The sequence below is a fragment of the Polymorphobacter sp. genome (genome assembly GCF_048007885.1).
GTDB lineage: Bacteria > Pseudomonadota > Alphaproteobacteria > Sphingomonadales > Sphingomonadaceae > Sandarakinorhabdus.
This window is the reverse complement of sequence record NZ_CP180346.1, coordinates 1,801,421-1,823,444: the sequence shown is the minus strand read 5'-3', so window position 1 is coordinate 1,823,444 and position 22,024 is coordinate 1,801,421. Positions and strand designations below refer to the sequence as shown.

Sequence of the window (22,024 nt, the reverse complement as noted above, 5' to 3'; positions counted from 1 at the left end):
AGCTCAGGCTGCGCGCACGCCCTGCACACCCGCGCCGAGGTGAAGCACCGTCTCGGCACCGTCTTTCACATGAAGCACCGTGCCCTGCGGCGCATCGGGCGCCACCTTCACCCCGTGCCAGTCCTCCCCGCCAACCAACAGCCCGCGCAGCACCCGCGCGGTAATGCCATGGCTGATCGCCAGCACCGGCCGCGCCGGGTCCAGCTCGGCCAGCCAGCCGCGCAGCCGCGCCGCAATTTCGGGAAACCACTCGCCGCCCGGCGGCGGCACGCAGAACAGCCGCCGTTCGGTATCAACGATCGGCCCGCTCTCGCGCACGATATCGGCATAGAAGCGCCCTTCCCAGGCGCCGACATCAATCTCCAGCAGCCGCGCGTCATGCCGCCAGTCGAAGAAGTCGCGGCCCAGATGCTCGCTGACGATCGCCGCCGTCTGCTGGGTGCGCCCGCTCGGCGACACCCAGAGGTCGCGCCCGCCCGCCCGCCCGTCGGCCGCCAGCGCCGCGCCCATCGCCTCGGCCTGGGCGATGCCGGCCCGCGTCAGCGGCGTGTGCGCCATATGTCCCTGCATGCGGGCGGCGGCGTTGAAAACCGTCTCGGCGTGGCGGGCGATGATGATATCCATGGTCCTAGCCTCTAGCACGGCGCGGCCCAGCCGCTATAGTGCATGCTTCTCATCAGCGGACCTTCCAGAGCAAGGATCATAAATGAAGGCCACGGTCGAACGCGCCACGCTCCTGAAATGCCTCGCGCATGTGCAATCCGTCGTAGAGCGGCGCAACACCATCCCCATCCTGTCCAATGTTCTCATCGAGGCGCGTGAGCAGGGCCTGCGCCTGATGGCGACCGATCTCGACCTGCAGATCGTCGAGACCATTCCGGCGCAAATCGACATCGGCGGCGCCACCACCGTGCCCGCCCACACGCTATTCGATATCGTCCGCAAGCTCCCCGAGGGCGCGCAGGTCGAGCTGGCCACCAGCGAAGACCGGATGACCGTCGTCGCCAACCGCTCGCGCTTCAGCCTGTCCACCCTCAAGCGCGACGATTTCCCCGTCATCGCCGAGACCGAGCTGCCCACCCAGTTCACGCTCAGCGCTGGCAGCCTCAAGGAGCTGATCGACGCCACCCGCTTCGCCATCTCCACCGAGGAGACTCGTTATTATCTGAACGGCATCTACATCCACGCCCCCGAGGGTCTCGGCCGCCTGCGCGCCGTGGCCACCGATGGCCATCGCCTCGCCCGCATCGAGCTTGACCTGCCCGAAGGGGCGGAAGCCATGCCCGGCGTCATCGTGCCGCGCAAATGCGTCGCCGAAGTGCGCAAGCTGATCGACGAATATCCCGACGACACGCCGGTCGAGATCGCACTCTCGACCTCCAAGATCCGCTTCCGCTTCAGCAAGGAAGCCACCCTCACCTCCAAGCTCATCGACGGCACCTTCCCGGATTACAGCCGGGTCATCCCCACCGCCAATGACAAGCGGCTGGTCGTCGAAACCCGAACGCTGGCCGAAGGCGTGGACCGCGTCGCGGCCATCGCCACCACGGAAAAGACCCGCGCGGTCAAGCTCGCGCTCAGCCCCGGCAAGGTCACCCTCTCGGTCACCAGCCCCGAAAACGGCACCGCCTCCGAAGACGTCTCGGCCGACTATAGCTCGGATGCCATCGAGGTCGGCTTCAACTACCGCTATCTGCTCGACATTCTCGGCCAGGTCGGCACCGACAGCGTCGACGTTCATCTCGCCGACGCCGGCGCCCCCACCCTCATCCGCGAATCCGACAATTCGCGCGCGCTTTATGTGTTGATGCCCATGCGCGTGTAACGCGCAAAGACCCACAACATGCGCGTGTAACGCGCAAAGACCGACATGATTCGCGTGTAACGCGCAGACGCATATGGAGCGCGTATAGCGCGCAGCGCGCCGCGATCAGGCGTCGGTCTTGCCGCGCTCGTGCAGGATATGCTGCACCGTCGGCTGCATCCGCGCATTGTAGCGCGCCAGCACGGGATGCTCGCCGCCTGAGCCGAAATGGGTGATCAGGTCGCGCCCGGTCCAATAGTGAAGCGCAAAGCCCGGCCCCTCGGCCACGATCATGTCCCGGCCATCCGGCTCTTCGGGGTCGATCTCGCGAAAGTCGATCGCGACTTGCGGCGCTGAAGACGGGCAGACCGCAAGCGTCGTCCCGCCCCACCCGGTCACGATCGCCCGGTGCAGATGCCCGGTCACCAGCCGCACCACATGGCCATGCCTCTCGATCACGCCGCGCAGCCGCCGCACCCAGGGCGCATCCAGATCCTCGGTCATCCAGCCATTGCCGGTCTCGATCGGCGGATGGTGCAACACCACCACCGTCGGCCGCGCGTCCTCCGCCAGCCGCGCGTCCAGCCAGGCCGCGCGCGCCGGATCAAAGCTGCCCCCGTGCCGCCCTTCCTCCAGCGTATCGAGCACGATCACCCGGAGCGGCCCGGCGTCATAGCAATATTGCAGAAATCCCCCGACCTGCGGCGCATCGGGAAAGACCGCGTAAAAATTCTCCCGCAGATCATGGTTGCCCAGCGCCGGCAACACCGGAAAGGGCAGGGCGGCACACACGGTCTTCAACGTCTGATAGGACGCCACCGTGCCGAATTCGGTCAGATCGCCCGTCATCAGCAAAAGGTCCGGCTGCGGCGTCAGCGCCAGCAACGTCGCCACGACCTCGTCCAGCCGCTTGCGGTTGAGCTCCGCCGGGTCATCCGGCTGGAAGCCCAGGTGAATATCCGTGACCTGTGCAATCAACATCAGAGCGGCCCGCGTCCCAGTTTTCCACAGATACGGAATAACGACACAAAGTGACGCATGGTAAATGCAGGCGCAACCATCTCGAATGTAAAATCATGAAAGCTGGTCAAGCCGAAAGGCGGCTTGATCCTCAACCGCCGACCCCGGCCTTCGCCACAGCCGTCCGCGGCGGACCGCGCCATTCGCCGGCCGCTGCGCCATGGCCTGCCGCATGTCCGGCCGCCGACCCGCCCGCCACATTCAGCGCCGCCGGCACCGGCAGGTCGCTGCCAAAATGATAGCCATGGCAAGTGTCGCAGGTCGCCGCCACATTGGTCTTCACATCGCCCGAGCCATGGCAGTCGCGGCAGCCCTCCACCTTGGGCAGCAGCACATCGGTCGCCAGCTTCGATTTCGTCACCCCCGTGTGGCAGGCGACACAGGCGGCATCGCCGGTCTTGCCATTGTAGCTGTCATGCCGACCATGCGGAAACAGCCCCTTGGGCAGATAATGGTTATTGATCGTCACCGGCGCCACCTGCCACCGTTCGGCCAGGTTCTCGGCTCCCGTGTTGCTCACCATATGGCAGTCGGCGCAGACGCCGTCCTTGCTGAAGATCTGGTCCACGGCGCGCCCTGCCAGCACCCGCGCTTCTGCCGCGCTCGTCACCCGAAGGTCGCGCGCCTCGGCCTCCGCCATCTGCCCCGGCGCCCGCCGCTCAAAGGCCAGCCGCTGCACCCCGGCGCGCGGTGACAGCGCCTGCGACAGATAAAAGTCGCGCACGATGCCCGCCACCTGCGCCGGCTTGCCGTGCGGCAGCGTGCGCACCACGCCGCCATCGCGGGCGAAGGACAGATCGTGGCAGGCCGCGCAATTGGCCTCCATCTCGATCGGCTTGAAGCGCACCCCGTCGCTGTCGCTGACATGGCAATAGTTGCAGCCCAGCGCGCCGTCTTTCGCGGGCAGCCCCTGCTTGACCACCATGTTTGCCACGGCATTGGTCTTCGACATGTGCAGCTCATGCGGATAGATCAGCCCGGATGCCTCCTTCGGCGTCGCATCCAGCGACACGCGTTCGAAGCGCGGTGACAGGTCAGAGGCCTTGGCTACCAGCGTCGCCTTGAACTGCGGATGCTCGTCCCAGCCCTCGACATTGGCCAATTTCGTGTCGCTCAGCCGCCCGTCAAGCCCGGTATGGCAGTCGGTGCAGAAGCTCTGCGCCACCATCAAGGCGCCGTCCGGCCCCTCATGCTCCTTGTGGCAGCTGGCGCAGCGGCCCGGCTGCAGCCCGGCGGCCTGCTGCACCGCCAGCGTCGCCGCCGCCAGCCCGCCTGTCGGCACGAAGCGGCCGGTCCGCATCCGGTCAGCCGCGGCATGGTCAGGCACCACCTCGGGCTTGTGGCAGGCCACGCAGGAGGCGTCGCTCGTGGCGACAAACGCCTCCTGATGGCAGGCGCCGCAACTGTAGCTTGTCCCCGCATGCGCGCCCGACATCGGTCCGCTGTTCCACACGATATCGGGTTGCATGGCCGTCAGCGCCACGGGCGCCGCGCTGCCCGCAGGCGCCAGCCGCGCGGCCCCGCTCGCGGCCCTGGGCGTCACTCGCGCCGCGTCCGCCACCATCGCGGCGGGCAGCTCTGCCGGCCCGCGCCCCCACATCGAAAGCATCGGCCAGAGCAGCCCGAAGCCCAGCACCAGCAGCGCCATCGTCCAGGCCATTGCCCGCTTCGTCGGCATCGCGCCGCCGAGCGAGAAAATCTCCACTTCCGAGCCCGCATCCGCCGCATCGGTCGCCGGGATCACCCGCTCGGCGCTGATCGTCACATCCCCGGGCTTGTCGCCGGCGCCCAGGGTCAGCCGGTGGCTGGCCATGTTGATCGCCGGGCTGGCCGCGGCGACAAGCTCGGCCCGGTTGACAAACTTGCCGTCGATCTCGAGCGGAATGCCGCCGGTCGCCTCCACAGCGACAAGCCCGCCCGCCAGCCGGGTCAGCCGGGCATGGCGCAGCATGATGCCAAGGTCGGCCAGCTGGATGTCGCAGTCGGTGCCGCGCCCCACCGAAATCTCCGGCGCCTCCAGCGTGCGCGTGCGGATAATGTCGCCCCCGTCGGCGCGCTTGGCGATCTGGCGGATGATGAAGCTCATGGCCCGCCCCTACCAGTAGATGAACACGCTGAGCACATGCGCAGTGAGCGCCACGATCAGCGCCACGGTCATGGGCACATGCACATAAAGCCAGATCTCGAGCTGCGTCTTCATCCGGATGTGCCGCCGCGCCTGCGCCAGCGCCGCGTCCTTCCGTTCGAGCAGAAACAGGATCTGCGACAGCGCCGGGTCCGGCTTGCCCTGCCGCATCTGCTGGTTGACCAGCGCCTGCACGGCGTCCCGCGCCCGCGCATTGCCGCATTTCGGGTGCCGCCCGGTCAGCCGCTGCCACAGCCCGCCCGAAACCTCGCACGCCTCAAGGCTCATCCGCACCAGATCGGCCTCGGCCTTGCCCAGCGGCTGGGCAGATGTGTCGAGCTGCCGGTCCAGCGTGCGGATCGCTTCCAGCATCTGCGGCTGCGTCGCCTCGTTGCGGTTGGCCGAAAGCTGGGCAGGCAGCCGGGCATAAACGACCACCCCGTAAATCCCCGAGATGATCACGATCATCATCAGCACATAGGCCAGCGAATGCACATTCCAGCCCAGCTGAAAGCCGGCGTGCAGCGTGCCGATGACAATCAGCGAAAGCCCCAGATAGACATGCGCGCTGGTCCAGGCCTTGAGCGAAAACGGCTTGGTGGTGATGATCCGCTTCCTGAGCCCGATCGCGCTCAGCCACAGGATCATCAGCAGCCCGACCGTGCCCAGCGCATAGCCCAGCGCCGTGCCGCCATTGGGCCGCGGCGTCTGGTCAATCAGCGCATAGGCCAGCGTCGCCACCAGCGCGAGGCTGGCCGAAACCTTTGCCCAGCGCATCCCGGCATGGCTCAAAAACCCTTCATGCGCCGTGTCGCGCGGCGCCCGGCTCACAGCCTTTCCGGTCATCGCCTTGCCAGCCATCAGTCCGCCTTCTCATCGAGCATGGCCATCGACAGGAACTGTTCGGGGCTGACCCGGATCGCCGCCCCCGTGGGGCAAGCCCGCACACAGGCCGGCCCGCCTTCCTGCCCCGAGCACATGTCGCACTTGATCGCCTTCTTGGGCGCCTCGGGGTCGGCGTGCTTCTTCTTCCACTTCATGCCCGGCTCGCCCGGCCCCGGCCCCTGCCCAAACAGCATCCAGCTGATCAGCCAGGGCCGCTTGGGCGGCACCTTGTCCATCCTTATCACGCCGTAGGGGCAGTTGCGCTGGCAATTGCCGCAGCCGATGCAGGTCTCGTCGATATAGACCTCGCCCGTCGGCCCGCGGTGAATCGCATTGGGCGGGCAATCGGCCATGCAATGCGGTTGCTCACAGTGCCGGCACGATGTCGGCACATGCAGATGCGCATAGGTCCGGCCCGCCTCGCGGTCGAGACGGCTCAGCCCGTCATGGCTGTCGGCGCACGCCTTTTCGCAATTGTCACAGCCAATGCACAGCTTCTCGTCGATCAGCAGCACATCGGTCGCCTCGCCCACCCCATTGTCGACCAGGAAATTGGCGACGCCGGTGTACATGTCGACCACGCCCTCGAAGCTGTCCTTCTTCGATTCGATGAAATTGTTGAGCTGGGTGCGGCTCGCCATTTCCTCGCGCAGCTTCGCCGTCAGCCCCGGCTTGGCCGCCAGCAGCGGGCGGAAGGCCTCGCCCGGAATGCGGATCGCATCGCTCTTCACCGCCGCGCGCACCGTGGCCGTGCGCGGCCCGCCGTCGATCACCGCCATTTCGCCCACATAAGAGCCCGCCGGCACATAGCTCAAGAACACGGATTTGCCGCCGATCGCCTTCTCCACCACCATCGAGCCCGAGCGGATGATGAAGATGTCGTCGCCGGTCTCGCCTTCCTTGATCAGCGCCTGGCCCGCCTTCAGCGTCTCCACCTTGGCGGCCGCCACCACATCCCTCAGGTCGGCCGAGGTCAGCCCCGACTTGAAGATCTGCAGCAGCGAGCGCTCGGTCGTCACCCGCGTCACCTCGCGCCCGGCGCTCGGCACCGCGCTCATCAGCTTCAGCGCCGCGGTGCGCGAAATCTCCACCAGCACACAGTCGCTGCCCGCCCTGATGGTCGCGCCGCGCTTGCGCCCCGAAATCAGCCCGACCTCGCCAAAGATCTCGCCCTCGCCGATCGGCACGGTGATCGAGGGGTCATCCTTGTTGACCTCGACCAGCACATGCCCCTCGGCAATGCCGAACAGCGACGAGCCCGGCGCATTGCGCTCGAAGATCACCTCGCCCGCGCGGTAAGCCCTTGCCTCGCTGTCGAGCATGAACTCGCGCATCTGCAGCGCGCTCATGCCGTTCAATATGCCCACGCGTGAGCGCAGGAATTCCAGCCAGTCCCCCACCGTGCGCCCACCCGGCAGCCCGGCGAACTTGGCCTCCAGAATCGGCTCGTCCGCAGGCTTCAGATCGGTGTTGCCATTGATGAACTCGACGACATCATGACCCTGATTCATGCAATGCTTGATCAGCGGATAGCCGGCCAGCGCGCCGATCACGAAGATGCCGGGCGCGCTCGATTCGAACACTGCCGAAAGCTTGGGAAAGGCCAGCCGGTCGTTGCTGGCAAACTCCACCCCGCAGGCCTCGACAAAGCCGCGCGGCGGCGCCGAGCCCATCCGCGCAATCACCCTGTCGCAGCGCGCCCGCACCTCGCCGTCGGTGGTATCAAGGGTGATCCAGCCCGGCTCGATCTCCTTGGTCGTGGTACCGGTCATGATGCTGATCCGCCCGGCATCGCGCGCCGCCATCAGCGCCTTCACATTGGCGCCCTTGGCGGTGGCAAACTCCAGCCCGCGGTTGACCAGCGTCACCACATTGCCCTGTGCCGCGTCCGCCGCCAGCCCCAGCGCATTCTCGATCCCGGCGTCGCCGCCGCCGATCACGAAGATATGCTCGTCATTGTACATCGCCGGGTCGTCGAGCTGATATTGCACATGGGGCAGGTTGCCGCCCGGGCAGCGCATGAGATTGGGGTTGCCCTGCGTGCCGATCGCCAGAACCACCGCATCGGCGATCACCGTGCTGCCATCGGTCAGCGTCAGCATGTAGGGCGGCGCGAGGCGCTGGATTTCCTTCACCTCGCTGCTGCCGTCGCGCCCGCGCGTTACGATCTTCTGCACCGATCCCTCGATCGGCGCCCCGGTGCCGACGATCGACTTGATCTCGGCCTTCAGCCGCACATTCACCTTGTGCCCGGCGGTCTGCTCATCCCAAGTGCCCAGCACCACCTCGCGCTTGCCCGCCTCGAAATCGAGGTCAGACCGCAACACAAGCTGTGACGGCGTCGCCATCACATGCTTGCCCTTCTGATATTTGTAGATGGTATCGGAAAGATGGTCGGTCTTTTCCAGCAGCACATGGCTCAGCCCCAGCTGCGCCGCGCGCGCTGCCGCGCTCAGCCCCGCCGGCCCCGATCCGACGATCGCAATGCGGAAATGCTCGCTCACGACCCGCTACCGCCCCCTTGCAAACCCCAGGTCCAAAGCTCAAGCCCCCAACCACCATGACGCCGCTTGCCGTGCGACACATCACTCAAGCGCCATGGTGCGCCAGACACATTACAGTGGCAACCATATTTGCTGCATTTACGAATAAATTCAGCCATAGTTTCAGCTACAGACCCTCAAACCCGCCGCCCGGCACCGATAAAGGCACCTCTATCCCATGCTCGCAGAAACCGGCCATTTCGCGCTGATCCTCGCCTTCGTCGTCGCCTTCACCCAGGCCGTGCTGCCGATGGTCGGCGCGGTGCGCGGTGATGGCGCGCTGATGCGCTTCGGCGCCGTCACCGCCCAGGTGCAGGCCGCCCTCCTCGCCTTTGCCTTTGCCGCCCTCATGATCAGCTTCGCCCGTGCCGATTTCTCGGTGGCGCTCGTCGCCAATCACAGCGCGCTTGATCAGCCGCTGCCCTACCGGCTGGCCGCGACATGGGGCAATCATGAGGGCTCGATGCTGCTCTGGGTGCTGGTCCTCGCCCTGTTCGGTGCCGGCATCGCCGCCTTTGGCGACAATCTCCGCCCCAGCCTTCAGGCCCGGGTTCTCAGCATCCAGGCGATGATCACCTCCGCCTTCCTCGCCTTCGCCCTGTTCACCTCCAACCCCTTCGCCCGGCTTGACCCCGCGCCCCTCAACGGCGCCGAGCTCAACCCGCTGCTGCAAGACCCCGGCCTCGTCTTCCACCCGCCGCTCCTCTATCTCGGCTATGTCGGCTTCTCGGTCACCTTCAGCTTTGCCGTCGCCGCCCTGCTCGAAGGCCGCGCCGACGCCGCCTGGGCGCGCTGGATGCGCCCCTGGGTGCTGGCCGCCTGGGTGCCGCTCACCTGCGGCATCACGCTCGGCAGCTTCTGGGCCTATTATGAGCTCGGCTGGGGCGGCTGGTGGTTCTGGGATCCCGTCGAAAACGCCTCGCTCATGCCCTGGCTGCTCGGCACGGCGCTCCTCCATTCCGCCATCGTCACCGAAAAGCGTCAGGCGCTCGCCGGCTGGACCATCCTGCTCGCCATTCTCGCCTTCTCGCTCAGCCTCATCGGCACCTTCCTCGTCCGCTCCGGCATCCTCACCTCGGTCCATGCCTTTGCCGTCGATCCCGAGCGCGGTGTCTTCATCCTCGGCATGATCGGCCTCAGCACCGGCGGCGCGCTGGCGCTCTTCGCCCTTCGCGCGCCCATGCTGCGTTCCGGCGCGCTGTTCTCCGGCGTCAGCCGCGAAGCCGGGCTCACCCTCAACAATCTCTTCCTGATGGCGGTCACCTCGGTTGTCTTCTTCGGCACCTTCTACCCGGTCGTCATGGAGGCGCTCGACCAGAAGGTGTCGGTCGGCCCGCCCTATTACAACATGGTCTTCGCGCCGCTCTCGGTGCCGCTGCTCCTGCTCGTCACCATCGGCCCCATGCTGGCCTGGAAGCGTGACAGCCTGCGCACCCTCGCCCCCAAGATTCAGTGGCTGGCGCTCGCCGCCGTCCTCCTCTTCCTCGCCACCGGCTTTGCGCTGGGCTGGTCGGAGGCGGCGGCCGCCTTCGGCTTCGCGCTCGCCTTCTGGCTGATCGCCGGCGGCGCGATGGTACTCGTCCGCCGCTGGCGCGGCGCGTCCGGCTTCAATGCGCGCCTCGTGCGCACCACGCCGCCTGCCGTCATCGGCATGGCGCTGGCGCACGCCGGGCTTGGTGTCATGGTCGCCGGCATAAGCGCCATGAGCGCCCTTTCGGCTGAACAGATCCTCGTCATGCGCCCCGGCCAGTCGGTCGATGTCGGCGCCATCTCGGTCCGCTTCGTCAGCCTCGCCGATGTCGAGGGCGCCAATTACCGCGCCATGCAGGGCCGCTTCGAAGTCACGCGCGGCGGCCGCACCAGAACGCTCTATTCCGAGCGGCGAATCTACCCCAACAGCCGCAACCAGACCACCGAGGCCGGCATCGACGCCGGCATCCTCGGCAACAGCTACATCGCCATCGGCGATCCGCAGCAAGGCCCCGATGGCCAGGGTCTCGTCGTGCGCAGCTATTGGCACCCGCTGGTCGGCTGGATCTGGTTCGGCGGCCTGATGATGGCCATGGGCGGTGCTGCCAGCCTCGCCGACCGGCGCTACCGCATCGGCGCTGCCACCCGCACCCCGTTGCCGGCCAGCGCATCCCGCCCGGTTGCCCCCCCGCTCCCAGCGGAGTAATCAGCCCCCATGAAGCGCCTGCTCTTCCTCCTTCCCATCCTCGGCTTCGTCGGCCTGATCGGCGTCTTCGGTGTCGGCCTGACCCATGATCCCAAGCTGCTCCCCTCGCAGCTGATCGACCGGCCGCTGCCCGAATTCGCCCTTCCCGGCATCGATGAGGGCAGCGAGCAGAACGGCGGCTTCGCCTCGGCCAGCATCCGCGGCGAGCCGGCGCTGCTCAATGTCTTCGCCAGCTGGTGCGCCGCCTGCCCGCAGGAGCATCCCGTGCTCACCCAGATCGCGTCCGAAGGGGTGCCGGTCTATGGGCTGGCATGGAAGGACGAGCCCGCCGATTCGCGCCAATGGCTTGAAAAATGGGGCAACCCCTACATCAAGGTCGCCGCCGACCAGCAGGGCCGCACCGCCATCGATCTCGGCGTCACCGGCGTGCCTGAAACCTTCATCGTCGATAAGGCCGGCCGCGTCCGCTACAAGCAGATCGGCCCCATTTCCCCGCAGGAATGGGAAGGCAAGATCAAGCCGCTCCTCGCCCAGCTCCGGGCCGAAGCATGAGAGCCATCCTCACCGCCCTTCTCCTGATCGTTCTCGCATCGCCCGCCGCCGCCGTCCTTCCCGATGAAATGCTCGCCGACCCGGCGCAGGAAGCCCGGGCGCGTGCCATCAGCAAGGAACTGCGCTGCGTCGTCTGCCAGAATCAGTCGATCGACGATTCCGATGCCCCGCTCGCCAAGGACCTGCGCATCGTCGTGCGCGAGCAGATCCAGATGGGCCGCTCTGACGCACAGGTCATCTCTTATGTCTCGGAACGCTACGGCGATTTCGTCCTGCTGCGCCCGCCGGTCAAGCCCAGCACCTGGCTGCTCTGGGCAGGCCCCTTTCTTCTTCTCTTTCTCGGTGCCGCCGGCCTCATCATCTGGCGCCGTCCGCAAAAGCCCGCTCCCGAGGCCCCGCTCAGCGCCGATGAAGCCCGCGCGCTCGACGTCCTGACCGACACCAGACCCTGAACCCGGACACCCCCATGACCCTCTGGATCATCCTCACCGCCATGGCGGCGCTGGTCGCCGCCGCGCTCACCATCCCGCTCGTCCGCCGCCAGGAAGCCAGAGCCGACGCGCGCGCCGCCACGCTCGCCGTCCTCAAGGACCAGCTGGCCGATGTCGATGTCCAGCTCGCCGCCGGCACCATCCCCCCGCAAGACGCCGAGGGCCTGCGCATCGAGATCAAGCGCCGCATGCTCGCCGCCGGCCACCTGCCCGATGATGTCGCGCGCCCCTTCGCCGCCCGTGCCCTATCCGGCGTCGCTGTCGGCCTTGCCGCCATGGTCGCGCTGGCCGCCGCTGCCCTTTATTCCTCCATGGGCCAGCCCGAGCTCGCCACCGGCGCCGGGCCCGGCCCCGCCACCGCCGCAGCGCCCCCGCCTGCCGGCGCGCCGCCGGCCGATCAGGCCGAAGCCGATGCCGAGGTCGCCCGGCTCGTCGCTGGCCTCGAAGCCCGGCTCGAGCAGAACCCCGAAGATGCCGAAGGCTGGCGCATGCTGGGCTGGTCCTATTACAATCTCCGCCGCTTCCCCGATGCCGCGCGCGCCTATGCCCGCGCCGTCGCCCTCAATCCCGACGGCGAAGGCTATCAGTCCGCCTATGGCGAGGCGCTCGTTCAGGCCGCCGAAGGGCAGGTCACGCCGCAGGCCCTCGAAGTCTTCACCCGCGCCAATGCCCAGAACGGTCAGGATGCCCGCGCCCGCTATTTCCTCGGCATCCAGAAGGCCCAGAGCGGCAATCTCGCCGGCGCCATCGATGACTGGATCAGCCTGCTCGCCGACTCGCAGGCCGACGCCCCCTGGGTTCCCCAGCTTCGCGACATCATCAACGGCACCGCCGCCGAGGCCGGCCTCGATGTCAGCGCCCGGCTCGCCGCCATCCAGCCGCCCACCAGCGGCGGCGCTTCGGTCGCCGCCCCCGCGCCGCCCGCCATCGCCGCCGCCGCGCTCGCCAATCAGCCGCCCCCGCAGGCCCCCCAGAGCGCACCGGCCGGGGTGCTCCCCGGTCCCACGCCCGAACAGGCGGCGCAAATCCAGCGCCTGCCCCCCGGCCAGCAACAGCAGATGATCCGCGGCATGGTCGAAGGTCTTGCCGCCCGGCTTGAGGCCAATCCGCAGGATGAAGCCGGCTGGCTTCGCCTCATGCGCGCCCGCACCGTGCTCGGCGAAACGGCGCAAGCCCGCGCGGACCGCGACAAGGCGCTCGCCGCCTTCTCGTCCGACCCGCAGGCACAGGCCCGCATCCGCAGCGCCGCTGCCGAAATGGCCATCAACTGAGCGAAAGCCTAGTCGTCGTCCCCCACCGGCATCGCGGCAATCCAGGCGCGGATCAGCGCCGCGCCTTCCTCATCAACCAGGGTGCGGCCCATCTGCGGCATCATCACGCCGGCCTCGGTCGATTCGATCCGGTGGACTAGGATCGAGGCCTCCGGTGCGCCCGGCGCGATGCCGACCATGCGACCGCCCGAGCCGCGCCCAGCGGCGACGGGGCGCTTGCCCACACCGAAATGTGTCGGGTCCGGCTCATCATGCTGAAGGTAAAGGCCGGAATTGGAGGCAAAGCCGGCGCGGCTGTGGCAGTGGCCGCAATTGACATCGAGCCAGGCGCGGGCGCGGGCATCGAGCGGCGCCTCGGGGTCGTCCCAGCGGGCGAGGCGAGGCCGAGCGTCAGGCAGGTCCGTGAGAACGCCGGCCGCGGCCCATGACTGGAGCTGGACGCCCGTGTTGAAATTGGCGAGGCTGGGGCCGATCGGCGTCACAGCGCCCGATTGCTGGTGGCATTGCTTGCACTGGTTGCGGTTGGGCACCTGATAATCGATCGCCCGCGGCCCGGCCGGCGTCGGGATGGTGAGCGGGATCGTCTGCCCGGCAATCTGCAGCCGCGCCTCGGTCTGCGCCTCGTTCCACACATAGGAGACCGGCAGCCAGCCACTCTGCTGCCGGATCAGCAGCCGCGTCTCGAGCCGGCGGACGTCAGCGCCGCTGCCATATTGGAAGTGCTTGATGAGCGTGGTGCCGACCGGCCATTCGATCACCCCGCCTTCCACCCGCGCGCTGGTGCCCGGCGGCAGATAGGCGAAGCGCGCCTTGTCGGCATAATCGGTGAACAATTGCGTATTGAGGTTGTAGGGCCTCACCCGCGCAGCCGGGCTGTTGGCCGCCGCGTCGCTGAACAGGCCATAATCGGCAAGCATGGGCGCCGGGCGCGGCGCCAGCAGCCGGTCGAGATCGGGCGCGGGCGCCTCGGCCGCGCCAACAAGCGCCGCGCTGGCAAGCAGCAGGAGCGCGCCGCGAATCATCGCTCGATCAGGCTGGCCGTGATGTCGCCCCTTATGGCGGCCGCGCGCGTCAGCTGGGCCTCGGGCAACACAACGGCGGCCGGTGCGGGCATCTGCCCGGTGGCGGGCGGCGAGACCGACGGCTGGGCTGCGCTCAGCGGCGTGCCCCAGGTGCCAAGATTGAGGTTGAGCATCGGCGCGTCGGTGGCGAGGATCGCACCGTCAGCGGGGATCGCCTCGTCCGAGCCGGGCGCTGTATAGCTGGTCACCCCGTCCCACATCACCGGCGGCAGCGTGCCGCCCACCGCAGCCGCAATCTCGGCCCCGCCTGCGAAGCTGGGCGCGCTGCCATTGTCGGCATAAAGGTTGCCGGCGATCATGACCCCGCGCGGCAGCGGATTATAGGCGGCGTCGGTGAAGCTCTGGGTATAGGAGACCAGCATCACGGCATTGCCCCTGTTGCCGCTGATCTCGTTCTCGCTCACATGTACATTGCGGTTGGCCATCACCATGATGCCCGTGCCCGAAGGCACGCCGGCGACAATATTGCCCGGCGCGGCGAAATTGACGTGGTTGTTGGCGATGATGCGGTTGCCGTAAAGGCGGACGCTATGTCCCCCCTGCTGCGGCAGGTCCGGCAGATCAAACACAAGCAGGCCCCCGGCGTTATTGGTGGCCAGATTGTCATACACATCTGCGTTGTAGCTGTTCTCGATCTCGATGCCCGCCACGTTCATCTCGGCAATATTGCGGCGCACGATGATGTTCCGTGACTGGCCAACATAGATGCCGGCATCCGACGCGCCCCTGACCAGCGTGCGCTCGATCAGCACATTCTTCGAGGAGACGGGATAAACGCCATAGGCACCGTTGGTCGATTTGGCGCCATTGGTCCATTCGACGCGCAGATTGACCAGGCTGATGCCATCGACATCCTTGGATTTCAGCCCGTTCCCAGCCGCATTCTCGACCGCCAGATCGGCGATCAGTGCCCCATCAGCAGTGATCAGCAGCCCCTCCGCATCCCCGGTCTGGCCGGTGAAATCAAGGATGGTCTCGGATGGGCCGGCACCGCGCACGGTGACATTGGCCACATCCAGGCTCAGGCCCTTCTGCAGCCGGAAGCGCCCGGCTGACAGCAGCACCGTGTCGCCCGGCTCGGCCAGGATCAGCGCCTCCTGCAACGCACGCTGGTCATCCTCGCCCGGTGACACGCTGAGCGTGGCCCCGTGCGCCGTGCTGGCGGCGGCGAGCAGCAAAAGAGCAATGGCGCGCATGGGCAGGTCCTTCCCCGATTTCGCATCAGCCTAGCGCGCAGGGCGCGCGGGCGGAAGAGCCGCAGCAGCCAACTCTGGCATCTGGGGGAGAGTATGTTACATTCCGGCGTATCGGTTGATGGAGTATCAGATGACGCCTCGCATGAAGATGGTGCTGATCGGCGTGAGCGCGCTGGCGTTGGCCAGCGGCGCGGCGGTGCGCGCGGCCTCTCAGAGCGAGACCTACAAGCAGCTCGACGCGCTGATGGACGTGTTCGAGCGGGTCCGCGTCGATTATGTCGACGAAGTCGAGGATACGGACCTCATCGAGGGTGCCATCAACGGCATGCTGGCCAGCCTCGATCCCCATTCCAGCTATCTCGATGCCCGTGATTTCGCCAACATGCGGCAGACCACCGACGGCGAATATGGTGGCCTGGGCCTGACCGTGACCACCGAGGACGGCGCCGTCAAAGTCGTCGCCCCCACCGATGACACGCCCGCCTCGCGCGCCGGGGTCAAGGCCGGCGATTACATCACCCACCTCGACGGCGAACTGATCTACGGCACCTCGCTCAACGAGGCGGTCGACAAGATGCGCGGCGCGGCCGGCACCAAGCTGACCATCACCGTGGTCCGTGAAGGCGAGAAGGAGCCGCTCGAGTTTGAGCTGGTGCGCGAGGTCATCCAGATCAAGCCGGTGAAATGGGAGATCAAGGGCGCCGTCGGCGTGGTGCGGATCTCGACCTTCAACAAGCAGACCGGCCCCATGACCCGCGAGGCCCTGCAGGCGATCTCGAAGAAGCTCGGCGACAAGGTGACGGGCTATGTCATCGATCTGCGCTCAAACCCCGGTGGCCTGCTCGATCAGGCCATCGAGGTCTCCGACGCCTTTCTCGATCGCGGCGAGATCGTCTCGCAGCGCGGACGCACCAAGCGCGACATCCTGCGCTACAATGCCAAGGCCGGCGATCTGACCGGCGGCAAGCCCATCGTCGTGCTGGTCGATGCCGGTTCGGCCTCTGCCGCCGAGATCGTGGCCGGCGCCCTGCAGGACCAGCGCCGCGCCGTCGTCATCGGCCAGCGCACCTTCGGCAAGGGTTCGGTGCAGACGCTCATTCCGCTTGGCCAGGAATCGGCGCTGCGGCTGACGACGGCGCGCTATTTCACGCCCTCGGGGCGCAGCGTGCAGGAAGCGGGCATCGAGCCCGATGTGCCCGTGCCCCAGCTCTCCGATCCCAATCGCGGCGAGCGCCCGCGGCTGCGCGAGGCTGATCTGCAGCGCCATCTGATCAACGAGATCAAGGACGAGACCGCCAAGATCATCGAGACCGATGACGAGCCCGATCCCCGCTTCGCCATGACCGCCGAGGCCCTGAAGGAGAAGGGCGTGCTCGACTTCCAGCTCGATTACGCGGTGAAGATGCTCGAGCGCCTCGCCCCTGATCGCGCCGTGCAGATGGCCGAGGCGGCCGGGCTCCCCGGGCAGGCCGCGCAGCGCTAGCCAGCGATTGCGCGCGCGCCCCGCGCCGCCTAAGACAGCGCGGCGTGCTCTTTGGCGTAAGGATTAGACGTGCTGCGTCGGCTCTATGACTGGACCTTGGCGCGGGCGGCGGGGCCGCAGGCGGAACGCTGGCTGGCCGGCATCTCCTTTGCCAATTCGAGCTTCTTTCCAGTGCCCCCCGATGTGATGCAAATTCCGATGTCGATCGCCCGGCCCGAGCGCTCGCTGCGCTATGCCGCCGTGTCGACCGCCGCTTCGGTGGCAGGCGCGCTGCTCGGCTATCTGATCGGCTCGGTGCTGTATCAGGCAGTCGGCGTGCCGCTGCTGCAATTCTATGGCTATGAAGCGCAGTTCGCCGAATTTTCACGCACCATCGCCGCCAATGGCTTCTGGTGGATGGCCGCCTTCGCCTTTCTGCCCGTGCCCTACAAGGTCGCGACCATCGCGGCCGGAAGCATCTCGCTCGCCCTGCCGGTGCTGGTCATTGCCTCGGTGCTGGGTCGCGGCGGGCGCTTCTTTCTGGTGGCGCTGATCCTGCGCCGCTACGGCGCCACCGCCGAACGGCTCATCGACCGCTATTTCAACCAGCTCGCGCTGGCCGCAACCGTGCTGTTCGTCGGCGGCTTTGTCGTGGTCCGCTATGCGCTCTGAGCCCGCGCCTGACCTGCGGCCGGCCGCCATCGTGCTCGTCGGCGGCAGCGCGCTGCTCGCCGGCGCGCTCGCCTTTGAGCATTTGGGCGGGCTGGTGCCCTGTGAAATGTGCATGTGGCAGCGCTGGGCGCTGGCGTCAGCGCTCGGTCTCGCCACGCTGGGGCTGGTGCTGCGCGTGCGGCTTCTGGTCGGGCTGGGCGCGCTGGCGGTGCTGGTCGGCGCCGCCATCGCCGGCTTTCATGCCGGCGTCGAGCAGAAATGGTGGGAAGGCATCACGGCGTGCGCCGCAAGCCCGGTCGGCGGCAGCACCACAGACATCATCGGCGCAGTGCTCAGCGCGCCGATCGTGCGCTGCGACGCCATTCCCTGGTCCATGTGGGGGCTGTCCATGGCAGCATGGAATTTCGTGATATCAACGGTGATCGGAGGCTATGCGCTATGGCGACTGAAGGCAGCATGAGGCATCTGCCCGGCGACCGACAACCTGCCGAGGCAGCGGTCGACACGGCTGCGATGGTGCGGGTCAATCAGGCTGGTGAATATGGCGCAGCACGCATCTATGCCGGCCAGCTCGCAGTGATGGGCCGGCGCTCCCGCGTCGCCAATGAAATCGCCCATATGGCCGCGCAGGAGCAGCGGCACCTCGACGGTTTCGATCGGCTGATGACCGAGCGCCGCGTGCGCCCGACGCTGTTCGCGCCGCTCTGGCATGTCGCTGGCTATACGCTGGGTGCAGCCACCGCGCTGATCAGCCCCAAGGCCGCGATGGCGGCCACGGTCGCAGTCGAGACGGTGATCGACGAACATTACGGCGCGCAGGAAGACGCGCTCTCAGACGGCAGCGACCCCGAGCTGCTGGCCATGGTGAAAGACTACCGCGCCGACGAAGTGGAACACCGCGAGTCGGCCGCCGCACACAGCGGCGAAAACGGCTTCCAGCTGATGCAGGCGGCGATCCGCGCCGGCTGCCGGGTGGCGATCCGGGTGGCGGAAAAAATCTAGTCGTTCTTCACGTCATCGGCCGTCTTGGTGACGGCCTTGCCAACCGATTCCATATCCTTGCCGGCGCCCGAAATGGTGTTGCAGGCGGCAAGTGCCAGAGCGGTGGCGATGATGATGGCGGTGCGCATGGGCATGTCCTGTTGGTTCCGGTCTAACGCCGATAGGAAAAGCATGATGAACGGTCGCTTGCCAGCCATTTGTTAAGGCGGCATCCCACACGCATGGACTTTGCGCTTCCCGAAACCGCCATCCCCGATGATCTGGCCGCGCTGCTGCCCGGCAGCGGATCCGAAGGCCTGGCCCGGGCCGCCGCCACGGCCTGGACACAGGCCCCGTTCCTCAAGGGGCTGATGCGCAGCCGCGCCGGGGTGCTCGCCCGCCTCGCCGAAGCCGGTCCCGAGGCGGCGCTGGCCGATGCGCTGGCGCTGGCGGGTGACGCGACGGCCGACATCATGCCCCGGCTGCGCCGCGCGCGCGGCGATGTCGCGCTGCTGGTGGCGCTGGCCGATCTGTCCGGCGACTGGGCGCTTGAGCCAGTCACAGCGGCGCTGTCCGAGTTTGCCGATCTCGCCATCGATTCCGCCATCCGGGCCGCGCTCTTGGAGCGCGGCGGGGACGGGCGCGGCCTCGTCGCGCTCGGGCTGGGCAAGCTGGGCAGCCGCGAGCTCAACTATTCCTCCGATGTCGACCTGATCCTGCTCCACGAGCCGGACCTTGTGCCGCGCCGCAGCCATGAGGAGCCGGACGAGGCCGCGGTGCGCATTGCCCGCCGCGCCGTGGCGATTCTCAACGATTTCGGCCCCGAAGGCTATGTCGCCCGCGTCGATCTGCGGCTGCGTCCGGCGAGCGAAATCACGCCCATGAGCCTGTCGATGGCGGCCGCCGAACATTATTACCAGTCCGAGGCCGAAACATGGGAGCGGCTGGCCTTTGTCCGCGCCCGTGCCGTCGGCGGGGACCAGGCGCTCGGACAGCTCTTTCTCGACCGGATCCGCCCCTTTGTCTGGCGCCGCAGCCTCGATTTCACCGCCGTGCGCGATGTTCAGTCGGTCAGCCTGCGCATCCGCGATCATTTCGAAGGCGGGCAGGCGATGGGGCCGGGCTTTGATCTGAAGCGCGGGCGCGGCGGCATCCGCGAGGTCGAGTTCTTTACCCAGATCCACCAGCTGATCTGGGGCGGGCGCGACCCGGCCCTGCGTGCGCCGGCCACGCTCGACGGGCTGGCGGCGCTGGCCGCGGCCGGGTTGATCCCTGACGACACGGCGGCGGCGCTGGGCAGAAGCTACCGGGTGCTGCGAAGCCTCGAGCATCGGCTGCAGATGCGCCGCGATGAACAGACGCACATGGTGCCAAAGCTCATCGCCGACCGGCGCGCCGTGGCGCGGCTGTGCGGCGCGCGGGACTGGCCGCCGGTCGAGCGCGCGCTTGCGGCCGTCACGGCGCCGGTGGCGCGCGCCTATGATCTGCTGATCAAGGCGGCCGCACCCGAAGCCACGCAGGTGCCGGCCGAGCCTGTCGACTGGCTCAAGGCGCGCCACGCCGCGTGCCGCGCCGAGGGCAATGCCGGCCGCTTCGCGCGCGGCCTCGCGCCGCTCATCGCACGCTGGCGCGCCGGCCAGCTTCGCGCGCTCAAGAGCGAGACGGCACGGGCAAGCTTCGAGCGGGTGCTGCCGGCGCTGGTCGATGCGCTCGCCGCCGCCGCCGAGCCCAAGCGGGCGGCCGCACGGCTCGACCAATTCCTTGAAGCCTTGCCGCCAGCCGCCCAGTTTCTGGCGCTGCTCGAGGCCAATCCGCGCCTCGTCGCCCTGCTCGGCCATTTGCTCGGCGTCGCCCCCACGCTGGCCGATGCGCTGGCGCGCGCCCCGGCGCTGTTCGATGTCATGCTGGCCCCTGATGCCTTTGCGTCGCTGCCGCCCGCGGCTGCGCTGAGCGCCGAACTGACGGCCTATGTCGGCACGGCCGATTATGAGCAGCGGCTCGACCGGGTGCGCCGCTGGACCGGCGAGCGGCGTTTCCAGCTCGGCGCCCAGCTGATCGAAGGCCGGGCCGATCCGCTCGATGTGGCGCGCGGCCTGTCCGGGCTGGCCGATGCCGCCATCGACGCGCTGCTGCCAGCGGTCACCGCCGAAATGGAGGCCGCCCAGGGCCGCGTGCCGGGCAGTTCGGGGCTGGTGCTGGCGCTCGGCCGCTACGGCGGCGGCATGCTCACCCATGCCTCCGACCTTGATCTCATCTACCTGTTCGACGGCGACAGCGCGGCCAAGTCAGACGGCGACAAGCCGATGAGCGCCAGCCACTGGTACAATCGCTGGGCGCAGCGGTTGACCTCGGCGCTGTCGGTGCCCACCGCCGAGGGCGCGCTTTACGAGGTCGACACGCGGCTGCGGCCCTGGGGCAGCAAGGGCGCAATGATCGTCAGCCTCGATCAGTTCGCCCGCTATCAGGCAGAGGATGCCGAACCCTGGGAGCATATGGCGCTGATCCGCGCGCGCATCGTCGCTGGCAGCCCGGCCGCGCGGGCGGCAGCCACGCGCATCATCGAAGAGCAGCTTGCCCGTCCGCGTGAAGCCATGGCGCTCAAACATGAGGTGCTGACGATGCGCGCCGAAATCGCCCGCGCCAAGCCGCCGGGCGGCGCCTTCGATGTCAAGCTGGGGCCGGGCGGCCTCGTCGATCTGGAGTTTCTCGTCCATTATCTGCAACTGCTCACCCCGCAGGCTGTCACGCCCGACATGGACCGCGCCATCCGCGCACTGTCCGAGGCCGGCCGGCTGGCCACAGACGAAGCCGAGGCCCTTGCCAGCGCGCTCGCGCTGCTCACCCGCTGGCTTGTGGTGCTGCGCCTCGTCGCCCCCGGCGATGCCGCGCTGGCCGGCAATTTTTCGGCCGCCGTCGAAGCGGTCATCGCCCGCGCGCTCGGGGCGCAAGGATTCGCTGTCGCAGCCGAGCAATTGACACTGGCCAGAGAGCGGGTGCGGCTGGCATGGACAAGGGTGTTCGAAAGCTGACAGGAGGACCAGATGAGCGAGATTTCCGTAGGTGATGCAGCCCCCGCGTTCCGCATGGCCGGCATCGACGCTGCCGGCAACGAGGCGCCGGTGGCGCTCGGCGATCATGCCGGCAAGAAGGTGGTGCTCTATTTCTACCCCAAGGATGACACGCCCGGCTGCACCAATGAAGGGAAGGGCTTCACCGCACTGGCCAATGCCTTCGCCGCCGCCGACACGGTGGTCATCGGCTGCTCGCGCGATCATGTGGCGAGCCACGCCAAGTTCCGCAAGAAGCACGAACTGGGCGTCGCGCTCGGCGCCGATGAGGATGGCAGCGTCACCGAGGCGTACGGCGTCTGGGTATCCAAATCCATGTATGGCAAAAGCTATATGGGCATCGAGCGCGCCACCTTCCTGATCGGCCGCGACGGCAAGGTCGCGCAGGTCTGGCGCAAGGTGAAGGTGCCGGGTCATGCCGAGGCGGTTCTGGCAGCGGCAGAGGCGCTCGACTGACCTCTCTGGCGCACGATTCGATCGGCGGACCAGAGAGAAGTAACGGACCAGCAGAAGAAAGGTTGCGCGCTTTGCGACAATTTTTCTTCCTGAACGAACGGTTCATCGCGGCCTTGTCACGCTCTGCCCGCCCGCGGCTTGTTGCGTGCGGGCAACACTGATTGAAGAAGTTTGCCGAAGCATTCGCAAGAATGGCGCGGCGGCCCTGCCGGTCGAGTCCACCGGGTCGCAAGGGTCCGG

19 protein-coding genes are annotated in these 22,024 nt (G+C 67.7%); 11 read left to right on the top strand and 8 right to left on the bottom strand.

The genetic code is table 11. The features are described 5' to 3' along the window. Positions 1 to 3: 3 nt before the first annotated feature. Positions 4 to 624 (bottom strand): histidine phosphatase family protein, encoded by a 621-nt coding sequence (locus ACMVO5_RS08590; protein ID WP_416907107.1) that lies wholly within the window; start codon positions 622 to 624, stop codon positions 4 to 6. Positions 625 to 706: 82 nt separating this feature from the next. Between ACMVO5_RS08590 and dnaN the strand changes: the two genes are divergently transcribed. Further along, entirely contained in the window at positions 707 to 1,825 is a 1,119-nt protein-coding gene (gene dnaN, locus ACMVO5_RS08585) for a DNA polymerase III subunit beta (protein WP_416907106.1), read from the top strand. A gap of 105 nt (positions 1,826 to 1,930) precedes the next feature. Here dnaN and ACMVO5_RS08580 read toward each other — a convergent pair whose 3' ends face one another. The 4 genes from ACMVO5_RS08580 to ACMVO5_RS08565 form a co-directional block, all read right to left on the bottom strand. Beyond that, entirely contained in the window at positions 1,931 to 2,785 is an 855-nt protein-coding gene (locus ACMVO5_RS08580) for a phosphodiesterase (protein ID WP_416907105.1), read from the bottom strand. Positions 2,786 to 2,915: 130 nt separating this feature from the next. After that, on the bottom strand, positions 2,916 to 4,910 hold the full coding sequence (locus ACMVO5_RS08575; RefSeq protein ID WP_416907104.1) for a cytochrome c3 family protein: 1,995 nt from the start codon (positions 4,908 to 4,910) through the stop codon (positions 2,916 to 2,918). A gap of 9 nt (positions 4,911 to 4,919) precedes the next feature. Continuing rightward, complete coding sequence (locus ACMVO5_RS08570) at positions 4,920 to 5,810, bottom strand: hypothetical protein (RefSeq protein WP_416907103.1); 891 nt, start codon at positions 5,808 to 5,810, stop codon at positions 4,920 to 4,922. Continuing rightward, the gene (locus ACMVO5_RS08565; protein ID WP_416907102.1) at positions 5,810 to 8,338 is read right to left on the bottom strand and encodes a cyclic nucleotide-binding domain-containing protein; all 2,529 of its coding nucleotides are present in this window, start codon (positions 8,336 to 8,338) and stop codon (positions 5,810 to 5,812) included. Before ACMVO5_RS08565 ends, ACMVO5_RS08570 begins: the two co-directional genes overlap by 1 nt. Positions 8,339 to 8,555: 217 nt before the next feature. Here ACMVO5_RS08565 and ACMVO5_RS08560 point away from each other — a divergent pair, with 217 nt between their 5' ends. The 4 genes from ACMVO5_RS08560 to ccmI are packed head-to-tail and all read left to right on the top strand — an operon-like array spanning position 8,556 to position 12,867. After that, positions 8,556 to 10,553, top strand: coding sequence for a heme lyase CcmF/NrfE family subunit (locus ACMVO5_RS08560; protein WP_416907101.1), 1,998 nt, complete (start codon positions 8,556 to 8,558; stop codon positions 10,551 to 10,553). Between the two features lie 9 nt (positions 10,554 to 10,562). Next, on the top strand, positions 10,563 to 11,105 hold the full coding sequence (locus tag ACMVO5_RS08555) for a DsbE family thiol:disulfide interchange protein (protein WP_416907100.1): 543 nt from the start codon (positions 10,563 to 10,565) through the stop codon (positions 11,103 to 11,105). Further along, positions 11,102 to 11,557, top strand: coding sequence for a cytochrome c-type biogenesis protein (locus tag ACMVO5_RS08550; RefSeq protein WP_416907099.1), 456 nt, complete (start codon positions 11,102 to 11,104; stop codon positions 11,555 to 11,557). Before ACMVO5_RS08555 ends, ACMVO5_RS08550 begins: the two co-directional genes overlap by 4 nt. Before the next feature lie 14 nt (positions 11,558 to 11,571). Further along, entirely contained in the window at positions 11,572 to 12,867 is a 1,296-nt protein-coding gene (gene ccmI / locus ACMVO5_RS08545; RefSeq protein ID WP_416907098.1) for a c-type cytochrome biogenesis protein CcmI, read from the top strand. Between the two features lie 8 nt (positions 12,868 to 12,875). Here ccmI and ACMVO5_RS08540 read toward each other — a convergent pair whose 3' ends face one another. Beyond that, positions 12,876 to 13,889 carry an SO2930 family diheme c-type cytochrome gene (locus ACMVO5_RS08540; protein WP_416907097.1) on the bottom strand — a complete coding sequence of 338 codons (1,014 nt, stop codon included), beginning with the start codon at positions 13,887 to 13,889 and terminating at the stop codon, positions 12,876 to 12,878. Continuing rightward, positions 13,886 to 15,145, bottom strand: coding sequence for a parallel beta-helix domain-containing protein (locus ACMVO5_RS08535; RefSeq protein ID WP_416907096.1), 1,260 nt, complete (start codon positions 15,143 to 15,145; stop codon positions 13,886 to 13,888). The genes ACMVO5_RS08540 and ACMVO5_RS08535 overlap by 4 nt, the downstream gene beginning before the upstream one ends. 130 nt (positions 15,146 to 15,275) lie before the next feature. Here ACMVO5_RS08535 and ACMVO5_RS08530 point away from each other — a divergent pair, with 130 nt between their 5' ends. From ACMVO5_RS08530 to ACMVO5_RS08515, 4 genes are all read left to right on the top strand, one after another. After that, on the top strand, positions 15,276 to 16,628 hold the full coding sequence (locus ACMVO5_RS08530) for a S41 family peptidase (RefSeq protein WP_416907095.1): 1,353 nt from the start codon (positions 15,276 to 15,278) through the stop codon (positions 16,626 to 16,628). A 69-nt stretch (positions 16,629 to 16,697) separates the two neighbouring features. Further along, a complete protein-coding gene (locus tag ACMVO5_RS08525; protein ID WP_416907094.1) occupies positions 16,698 to 17,279 on the top strand; it encodes a YqaA family protein in 582 nt (193 codons plus the stop codon). Next, on the top strand, positions 17,269 to 17,739 hold the full coding sequence (locus ACMVO5_RS08520) for a disulfide bond formation protein B (RefSeq protein WP_416907093.1): 471 nt from the start codon (positions 17,269 to 17,271) through the stop codon (positions 17,737 to 17,739). Before ACMVO5_RS08525 ends, ACMVO5_RS08520 begins: the two co-directional genes overlap by 11 nt. Beyond that, a complete protein-coding gene (locus ACMVO5_RS08515; RefSeq protein WP_416907092.1) occupies positions 17,736 to 18,281 on the top strand; it encodes a demethoxyubiquinone hydroxylase family protein in 546 nt (181 codons plus the stop codon). Before ACMVO5_RS08520 ends, ACMVO5_RS08515 begins: the two co-directional genes overlap by 4 nt. Here ACMVO5_RS08515 and ACMVO5_RS08510 read toward each other — a convergent pair. Further along, a complete protein-coding gene (locus ACMVO5_RS08510) occupies positions 18,278 to 18,409 on the bottom strand; it encodes an entericidin A/B family lipoprotein (RefSeq protein ID WP_416907091.1) in 132 nt (43 codons plus the stop codon). The genes ACMVO5_RS08515 and ACMVO5_RS08510 overlap by 4 nt on opposite strands. 93 nt (positions 18,410 to 18,502) lie before the next feature. On the opposite strand from ACMVO5_RS08510, the gene ACMVO5_RS08505 reads away from it, so the two are divergent. Next, entirely contained in the window at positions 18,503 to 21,289 is a 2,787-nt protein-coding gene (locus tag ACMVO5_RS08505) for a bifunctional [glutamine synthetase] adenylyltransferase/[glutamine synthetase]-adenylyl-L-tyrosine phosphorylase (RefSeq protein WP_416907090.1), read from the top strand. A 12-nt stretch (positions 21,290 to 21,301) separates the two neighbouring features. Then, entirely contained in the window at positions 21,302 to 21,784 is a 483-nt protein-coding gene (locus ACMVO5_RS08500; RefSeq protein WP_416907089.1) for a peroxiredoxin, read from the top strand. Positions 21,785 to 22,024 lie beyond the last annotated feature (240 nt).